General features: G+C 32.8%; 7 protein-coding genes. All 7 read left to right on the top strand.

Features of this window, described 5'->3' with window-relative positions:
- Positions 1-157 precede the first annotated feature (157 nt).
- The 7 genes from F0000_RS23320 (at position 158) to fabD (ending at position 8,227) form a co-directional block, all read left to right on the top strand.
- Positions 158-1,582, top strand: coding sequence for an NAD(P)-binding protein (locus F0000_RS23320; RefSeq protein WP_149627136.1), 1,425 nt, complete (start codon positions 158-160; stop codon positions 1,580-1,582).
- Between the two features lie 57 nt (positions 1,583-1,639).
- Positions 1,640-1,882, top strand: coding sequence for an acyl carrier protein (locus F0000_RS23315; protein ID WP_149627135.1), 243 nt, complete (start codon positions 1,640-1,642; stop codon positions 1,880-1,882).
- A 54-nt stretch (positions 1,883-1,936) separates the two neighbouring features.
- Positions 1,937-3,196 carry a beta-ketoacyl synthase N-terminal-like domain-containing protein gene (locus F0000_RS23310; RefSeq protein WP_149627134.1) on the top strand — a complete coding sequence of 420 codons (1,260 nt, stop codon included), beginning with the start codon at positions 1,937-1,939 and terminating at the stop codon, positions 3,194-3,196.
- Between the two features lie 4 nt (positions 3,197-3,200).
- Positions 3,201-4,445 carry a hydroxymethylglutaryl-CoA synthase family protein gene (locus F0000_RS23305; protein ID WP_149627133.1) on the top strand — a complete coding sequence of 415 codons (1,245 nt, stop codon included), beginning with the start codon at positions 3,201-3,203 and terminating at the stop codon, positions 4,443-4,445.
- A gap of 11 nt (positions 4,446-4,456) precedes the next feature.
- Positions 4,457-5,227 carry an enoyl-CoA hydratase/isomerase gene (locus F0000_RS23300; protein ID WP_149627132.1) on the top strand — a complete coding sequence of 257 codons (771 nt, stop codon included), beginning with the start codon at positions 4,457-4,459 and terminating at the stop codon, positions 5,225-5,227.
- Positions 5,215-5,961: a polyketide synthase gene (locus F0000_RS23295; protein ID WP_149627131.1), complete on the top strand. Its 747-nt coding sequence runs from the start codon at positions 5,215-5,217 to the stop codon at positions 5,959-5,961. Before F0000_RS23300 ends, F0000_RS23295 begins: the two co-directional genes overlap by 13 nt.
- Before the next feature lie 220 nt (positions 5,962-6,181).
- On the top strand, positions 6,182-8,227 hold the full coding sequence (gene fabD / locus F0000_RS23290; protein WP_149627130.1) for an ACP S-malonyltransferase: 2,046 nt from the start codon (positions 6,182-6,184) through the stop codon (positions 8,225-8,227).
- Positions 8,228-8,324: the final 97 nt, after the last annotated feature.

Below are 8,324 nucleotides of genomic sequence, written 5' to 3'. Positions count from 1 at the left end.
TAAATAATGAAGAATTTTCAAAATTCAGAGAAGTCATATGAAACCAATGTTACTTTAAAAAAGACTCAAACAAAAAGAGGAAACATTAAGATATAACTTTAGATCAGAAATAAATGATATGTAAAAATTTCTATTCTTAAAAACACAATAAAATAAAATGCAAATATTTGAAACAGATTACTTAGTTATTGGAGCAGGAATTACGGGTTTAGCATTTGTTGATACGATTCTAACAGAAACAGATTACACTGTTATCCTTGTGGATAAAAATCATAAAGCCGGTGGTCATTGGAATTATGCGTATCCCTTTGTTCGTCTTCATCAAGCTTCTTATTCCTATGGTGTAAATTCATTAGAATTAAGTAAAGGACGTAAAGAAAAAGTAGGTATCAATAAAGGCTTTGATGAATTAGCAACAGGAGATGAAATCTGTGCTTATATAGAGGAATTGATGAACCATAAATTCTTACCATCAAATAGGGTTAAATATTTTCCTTTATGCCAATATATAGGTTCTGGCAAGTTTGTTTCTTATGTAACTAATGAAAAATATCAAGTAAAAGTAGCCAAAAAAATAGTAGATGCTACATATTTTGGAGTTAGTATACCTGCAACTCATAAACCAAATTTTGATGTAGACCCTGGAGTTTCTTTTATGCCAATTAATGATATTGTAAAGATAAGAAAGAAACCTAGTAGTTATGTCGTAATAGGATCGGGAAAAACAGGAGTTGATGCTTGTTTATGGCTTTTAAGTAATCACGTTGCACCTGAGTTAATCACTTGGATAACACCTAGAGATGCTTGGTTTTATGATAGAAATAACCTTTCTCCAAAGAGCAATTTAGAAGCTTTTTTAAATAATCAGGCTTTACAATATGAATCTTTGGTATCAGCCAAATCAGTAGATCATCTTTTTAATTTGCTTGAAGAAAAAGGTTGTTTGGTTCGACTTGATAAAACGGTGAGACCAAAGATGTTTCGTTGTGCTACAATAAATCAAAGTGAATTAGATCTATTAAGAAAAATTAAAAGCATTGTTAGAAAAGGACATGTAAAAAGAATCGAAAGAAATCAAATTGTATTAGAGGAAGGAATTATTGAAACGAATTCTGATACTATTCATATCGATTGCACTGGGAGCGGAGCTTCCAAACATCGGAATTTAAAAGCAATTTTTTCTGGAAACTTGATTACGCTTCAGTCCATTAAACAATGTCTTATTCCCTTTAGCGCCTCATTAATAGGGTATGTAGAAGCATATTTTGAGGAAGATGAAAAGTTGAAGAATGAATTTTGTACTCCTGTAATTATTCCGAATGAAGATATCGATTGGTTAAAATTTATGGCGACAGGATTTACCAATCAAATTACGTGGAGTACAGATATCAAGCTTTCAAAATGGATACTAGAATCTAGACTTGATGCAGGTTTTACCCTTGACTTTAAAAAGATTTCAACTAATGACATAAAAAAAAGAAGCTTGGCAGATAGAATTAGAAAAAATATTTTTCCGGCGCAACAAAACCTCAATAAACTAATTCGCGAAATTGAAGAAAATTCAGAAGTTGTAAAACTTTAATAAGCAATCCAATTCATATAAATTAAAAAAATAAAGAACATAAATCAATTATCAATTATGGAAAAAGTTATAGCAATAATAAAAGAAAATCTTTTAGACATTATTCCAGAATTAGCGGATGAAGAATTTTCTAATGATGACAGTTTTGTTGACTTAGGAGCGAATTCACTAGATAGAGGAGAGTTAATCACGCTTACTTTAGAACATATCAATTTGGATATTCCAAGAATAGAATTAGCAAAAGCACAAACTATTAATGAATTAGCCGAATTGATCAGTCTTAAAAAAATGAATAACTAAAAAACCTAATCAAGATGATGTTCATTTGATGAACAATTTTAGATAAAACACACCATGGAAGATAATGTAATAATAAGTGGAATCGGAGCGATAACTCCATTAGGTATTGGGGCAGCATCTTTTGCTAATAATTTAAAAATAGGTCAAAGTAATTTTTCAAAGATTTCATTAGAGCAATCTAATGCTTCATATCAATACATTATTGGGATGGCTCCTGATTTTGATTTTAAAACAGAAGTTAAAAAATTAGACCTTCCGGAAGAGGTCTTAAAAAAAGCCTTACGATTACGGCATCTATCAAAAAGTGTTTTGTTTGGAACCTATTGTGCTTTAGAATCTCTGGTGGATGCCGGGTTAGTAGAAAAAGTAATGAACTCAAGTAAAGTTGCTATCGTTAGTGCAGGTAGTAATACACAACAGTCTAATCTTCATAAGATTCAAGAAAAATATAGAGAAAAGGTAACTTTTATTAATCCCAATTATGCGATTAATTTTTTTGATACAGATATCGTTGGAGTGTTGTCTGAACTTTTACAAATAAAAGGAGAAGGCTATAGTATTGGGTCAGCATCTGCAAGTGGGAATATGGCAATTATACACGGTAAAAGGTTGATATCGTATCAATCTCATGATATTGTTATTGTGGTAGCACCTCTAATGGATCTTTCCATTTTTGAGTATCAGGGATTTATCAATATAGGTGCTATGAAAGCTATTGATGAAACTTTGGCTCCTAACAATGCGTATCGCCCTTTTGATGAAAAACATAGCGGATTTATATATGGTCAATGTGCTGGATGTATTGTTTTAGAATCCAGTGAGCATGCTTCTGATAGGAAAAAAAAGGGGTATGGAATCCTTTCGGGTTATGGTGTTGTTATGGATGGAAATAGAGGAGCAAAGCCTTCTAAAAAAGGAGAAGCTGAAGCAATGAGGATGGCAATATATAATAGTGGTTTAAAAGCAGCACATATTGATTATGTAAATACCCACGGTACAGGATCAGTGATAGGAGATACTACAGAAGTAGAAGCCATGTTAGATGTAGGATTACAAGATGTAAAAGCGAATAGCACTAAGTCTCTAACGGGACATGGGCTTTCGGCAGCCGGAGTGATCGAGGCAATTGCATGTTTGATTCAGTTAAATCATGGGTTTATTCATAAATCGAATAATCTATCCAATCCCATTAATAATGAAATTAATTGGATAAAGGAAAAGAGTAGTGGTCTGAACATCAATACAGTTTTGAGTAATAGTTTTGGTTTTGGAGGTATAAATACCTCACTTATTTTGAAAAAATTAAAAAATTAAATAAATGATTAAAGCAGGAATAGAATCAATGAATACATATTGCGGATCTGCAGTATTAGATGTATTTACATTAGCTAAGCATAGGAATTTAAATACGACTCGTTTTTCTAATTTACTAATGGAACAAAAAACAGTTCCAATGCCGTATGAAGACCCAATTTCAAACGCAGTAAATGCCGCCAAACCAATTTTAGACAAACTAACAGATAAAGAGAAAAATGATATAGATCTTTTAATTACCTGTACAGAATCGGGTATCGATTTTGGCAAATCGATGAGTACCTATATTCAACACCATTTAGAATTGAATCGAAATTGTCGTCTGTTCGAAATCAAAAATGCTTGTTACTCAGGTACCGCAGGTTTTCAAATGGCGATTAATTTTGTACTATCACAAGCAGCACCGGGTAAAAAAGCACTTGTTATAGCAACAGATATCATGCGTATGAATGCAGTAGGTACTTTGGATGTAAATTTTGTAGAACCCAGCTCAGGTTCAGGAGCGGTGGCTATGCTTATCAGTGAAAAACCTGATATATTCCAAATAGATAAAGGCGCTAATGGTTATTATGGTTATGAAGTGATGGATACGTGTCGCCCTATTCCTGATGAAGAAGTTGGAGATTCTGATTTATCACTATTGTCGTATTTAGATTGTTGCGAAAACAGCTATAAAGAATATGAAAAAAGAGTACAAGGTGCAGATTATGTTTCTACGTTTCAATATTTGGTGTTTCACACCCCTTTCGGAGGTATGGTTAAGGGTGCGCATCGAACCAATATGCGCAAGTTTAAAAAAGCTAAACCAGAAGGAATTGAACAAGATTTTCAGCTTAGAGTAGAACCCTCTTTAGCATATTGCAAACGTGTGGGTAATATCATGGGGGCAAGTACGCATCTTTCACTAATTAGCGCTATAGATAATGGATCTTTTGAAACACCAAAAAGGCTTGGGATATTTTCTTATGGTTCTGGATGTTGCTCTGAGTTTTATAGCGGAGTAGTTACACAACAGGGTCAAGAAAAGTTAAAACAATTTCAAATCGCTAAACATTTAGCTGCTCGATTATTGCTAAACATGGAAGAATATGAAAGTACATTCGAAACGAACTCTAAATTAAAATTTGGGACAAAAAACTTTGAAGTTGATTTGGATCAATATACTACAGCGTTTAATCACGTAAAAGGCAAAAATAGACTTGTGTTTACAGGTATTCAGGATTTTCATAGAAAATATAAATGGGTCTAATAGATTGAACAATGAATTCATATAAAAGTATTTTAGTAAACTTTAACCAACAAGCAGTAACCATAACATTAAATAGACCGGATATAGGTAATGGAATCAATAAAGTTCTATTAAGTGAATTGTTTGAAGTTTTTAATAGTATTGAGGGCAATCCCTTGGTTAAAGTTGTCATTTTAGAAGGACAAACATCAATTTTTTGTAATGGAATGGATTTTCAGCAAATTATTAACGTAGAAGAATCTTCAGCCCATAATGATGAAATGGATATATATTATGAGTTATTAAAAAAAATGGCAACATGTTCCAAAGTAATCATCACAAAAATAGAAGGAAAAGTAAATGCTGGAGGCATTGGATTTGTCGCAGTAAGTGATATTGCTGTAGCCGGAGAAAACGCATTATTTAGTCTCTCCGAAATGTTATTTGGTTTAATACCTGCTTGTGTATTGCCATTTTTAATTCGTCGTATAGGGCATCAAAAAGCGCAATGGATGACTTTGGTCTCTCATGAAATAAAGGCAAAAAGAGCCTATGAAATCGGATTGGTTGATGAATTAAATACAAATGTAGATACATATATAAAAAGATTATTAATCCGTTTGACAAAGTTGGAAATAGAAACCATTTCAGAATTAAAAAAATATATGTGGAAACTTTGGATTATTGACGAGGATACTCAAAAAATAGCGGTTAATAAAATCAAAGGACTTATCAACTCTCAAGAGGTACAAAATAATATTACTCAATTTGTAAATAATGGAAAATTACCATGGGACAAGTAGTTAAAATATCAAAATTAGGCAACGACATTGTACAAATAAAAATGGAAGATAGAGATTCTAAAAATACCTTTTCTACAGCACTAGTTGAGGGGATTTCTAATTCTTTTAAAGAAATAAAAAAAGATCCAGATGCTAAAGTGGTTATTCTTACAGGGTATGATAACTACTTTTGTTGTGGAGGCACAAAAAAAGAGTTATTAGCAATCTATAATAAAGAGATTACATTTGCTGTATTGAAATTTTTTGTTGAGCCTCTTATGTGTGATTTACCTGTGATTTCTGCTATGCAAGGTCATGGAATTGGAGGAGGTTTTGTATTTGGATGTTATGCGGATTTCATGATTTTAGGAAAAGAAAATATATACACAACTAATTTTATGAAATATGGTTTTACTCCTGGTATGGGAGGAACATATATGGTTCCTCAAAAGCTAGGAAGTGTTATAGGAAATGAAATGTTATACACTGCAGAAAATTATAGAGGGATTGAGCTATTAGAACGTGGAATCCCTCAGAAAGTAGTCCCAAAATCAGAAGTGATGGCAGAAGCATTTAAGCTTGCTCGTCAATTAGCAGAAAAACCCAGAATTTCATTAATTACTTTAAAAAAACAGCTAACAATTGAAGCGAAAAGCAAAATAGATCAAATAATTGGAGATGAGTTAGCAATGCACGATGCCACTTTTCATAGACCAGAGGTAGCTGAACGTATAGAGAAATTATTTAATGGATAAAAGAATAGAACAAATTAAAGCATGTTTAAAAACAATGCAAACTGATTGTTAGGTTCTGACGATACTTCAAATCGACAACATATCGAGATACGTTGCTTATTTGAAGTAAAGTCAAGGTTGTCAAAGTGATGATCTGCAGGCAGCAGGGTTTTAGACAAGCTTTTAATAACCTTCCGAGTTCTTTATTGAATAATCAGATAATTTTAAAAGGAGAATATTTATGAAAACTATTATGTTTCCAGGTCAGGGGTCTCAATATAAAGGAATGGGAAAAGAACTGTTTGCCTCTTTTTCGGCAGAAAAAACTATTGCTTCAGAAATTTTGGGATATGATATTGAGGAGTTATGTGTTCGAGATCCGGAAAAAAAGTTAAGTCAGACACAATATGCACAACCTGCACTTTATGTCGTAAATGCCTTGGCATATAAAAAAGAAAAAGGAAATCCTGATTTTTTGATAGGACATAGTCTTGGAGAATATAATGCATTACTAGCAGCCGGATGTTTTGATTTTGAGACAGGACTTAAACTTGTAAAAAAAAGAGGAGAGCTCATGCAAGAAGCCTCAGGAGGAGGTATGGCTGCAGTATTAGATATTGATATAGAAACGTTGAAATTATTGCTGTCAGATAAGAAGTATGATGCCATTGATATCGCCAATATTAATACACCTACACAGATAGTAGTGTCTGGTCCAACAGAGGGAATAAATGCTTTGGTAAAGGATTTTGAAACAAAAAAAATACGAATAATACCACTATTTGTTAATGCTGCTTTTCATTCTCGATATATGAAATCAGCAGCGACCAGATTTGAGGAGTTTCTAAAACAATTTAAGCTTGTAAGGCCTAAAATTCCTGTTATTTCTAATTCTGAGGCATTGCCTTATGATGAAGAAATTAAACCTGTGCTTTGTCAACAAATTGTAAAACCTGTTCGTTGGATGGATAGTATACAATTTTTAAGACAAAAAGGAGCTATGGATTTTGTGGAAATTCAGAGTACGATTCTTACTAAAATGGTGAATGAAATCTCTAAAAAACCTATAGTTTCAAAACATGAATATAAAAAACTATCTAATAATAAGTTATTTACAAATAAAGAAGAAGAAAAACAAATTAGTCATATCCAATCGCAGCCAAACAATGAATTAAGATCAGAAGATATTGGTAGTAAAGAATTTAAAAGAGATCATAATACTAAATATGCTTATGTAGCAGGATCGATGTATCGTGGAATTGCATCAAAGGAACTTGTGATTACTATGGCAAAAGCATCTATGCTTTCTTTTTTAGGAACGGGTGGCATGTCTTTATCTAAAATTGAAGAAAATATTCAATCCATACAAAAGGTTTTACAAAAAAATGAACCTTATGGGATGAATCTACTGCATAATTTGGTAGAACCTGAGGTAGAATTTAAAACAGTAGAACTTTTTATTAAGTATAATATACGACTAGTAGAAGCTTCCGCTTTTATGAACATCACCAAAGCACTTGCATATTATATGGTTAGTGGGCTTAAAAAAGTTCAAGGAAAGGTCATTGCAAGTAATAAAATTATAGCAAAGGTATCAAGACCAGAAATAGCAGAATTATTTATGAGTCCAATTCCGCAAAGGATACTCAAAAAATTATTAGACGAGAACTTAGTTTCTAAAGAACAAATCTCAATGGCTACAGAAATACCTGTGAGTTGGGATATCTGTGTAGAGGCAGACTCTGGAGGTCATACGGATAGAGGGATTCCTTTGGTGTTACTTCCTGCTATACAGACGCTAAGAGATGGTATCTGTAAAGAACATGCGTATAATAAGAGGATTAGAGTTGGATTAGCAGGAGGAATAGGGACTCCACAAGCAGCTGCTTGTGCTTTTGTGATGGGAGCAGACTTTGTACTTACCGGATCTATCAATCAATGTACGATTGAAGCGGGCACAAGTGATTTGGTAAAAGACCTCTTACAAAATATTAATGTTCAGGATACCACTTATGCACCTGCTGGTGATATGTTCGAATTAGGAGCAAAAGTGCAAGTATTAAGAAAAGGAGTATTGTTTCCTTCAAGAGCAAATAAATTATATGAACTTTATAAACAATATAACTCCTATGAAGAAATTCCAGCTAAAATTAGATTGGCATTAGAAAGAGATTATTTTAAAAATGAATTCACAATAATTTGGAGTGAAGTCCAATCGTTTTTAAAAAAAAAGGGGAGAACCTCAGAAATTGAGAAATGGTTAATTCGGTTCGATTTGTGCCAATGATTTCGGAGTTATAGTGCCAGTCATTTCGGTTCAAACTGTGCCATTTATATCGGTTCGATTTGTGCCACTACGAGAGATCAAGTAATTACCTTATCGC

Source organism: Aquimarina sp. RZ0 (assembly GCF_008370685.1).
Lineage (GTDB): Bacteria > Bacteroidota > Bacteroidia > Flavobacteriales > Flavobacteriaceae > Aquimarina.
This window is presented reverse-complemented; position numbering and strand designations above follow the sequence as displayed.

Coding starts and splice junctions, on each gene's coding strand:
- F0000_RS23320 (WP_149627136.1), top strand. CDS start 158: ATGCAAATATTTGAAACAGATTACTTAGTTATTGGAGCAGGAATTACG.
- F0000_RS23315 (WP_149627135.1), top strand. CDS start 1,640: ATGGAAAAAGTTATAGCAATAATAAAAGAAAATCTTTTAGACATTATT.
- F0000_RS23310 (WP_149627134.1), top strand. CDS start 1,937: ATGGAAGATAATGTAATAATAAGTGGAATCGGAGCGATAACTCCATTA.
- F0000_RS23305 (WP_149627133.1), top strand. CDS start 3,201: ATGATTAAAGCAGGAATAGAATCAATGAATACATATTGCGGATCTGCA.
- F0000_RS23300 (WP_149627132.1), top strand. CDS start 4,457: ATGAATTCATATAAAAGTATTTTAGTAAACTTTAACCAACAAGCAGTA.
- F0000_RS23295 (WP_149627131.1), top strand. CDS start 5,215: ATGGGACAAGTAGTTAAAATATCAAAATTAGGCAACGACATTGTACAA.
- fabD (WP_149627130.1), top strand. CDS start 6,182: ATGAAAACTATTATGTTTCCAGGTCAGGGGTCTCAATATAAAGGAATG.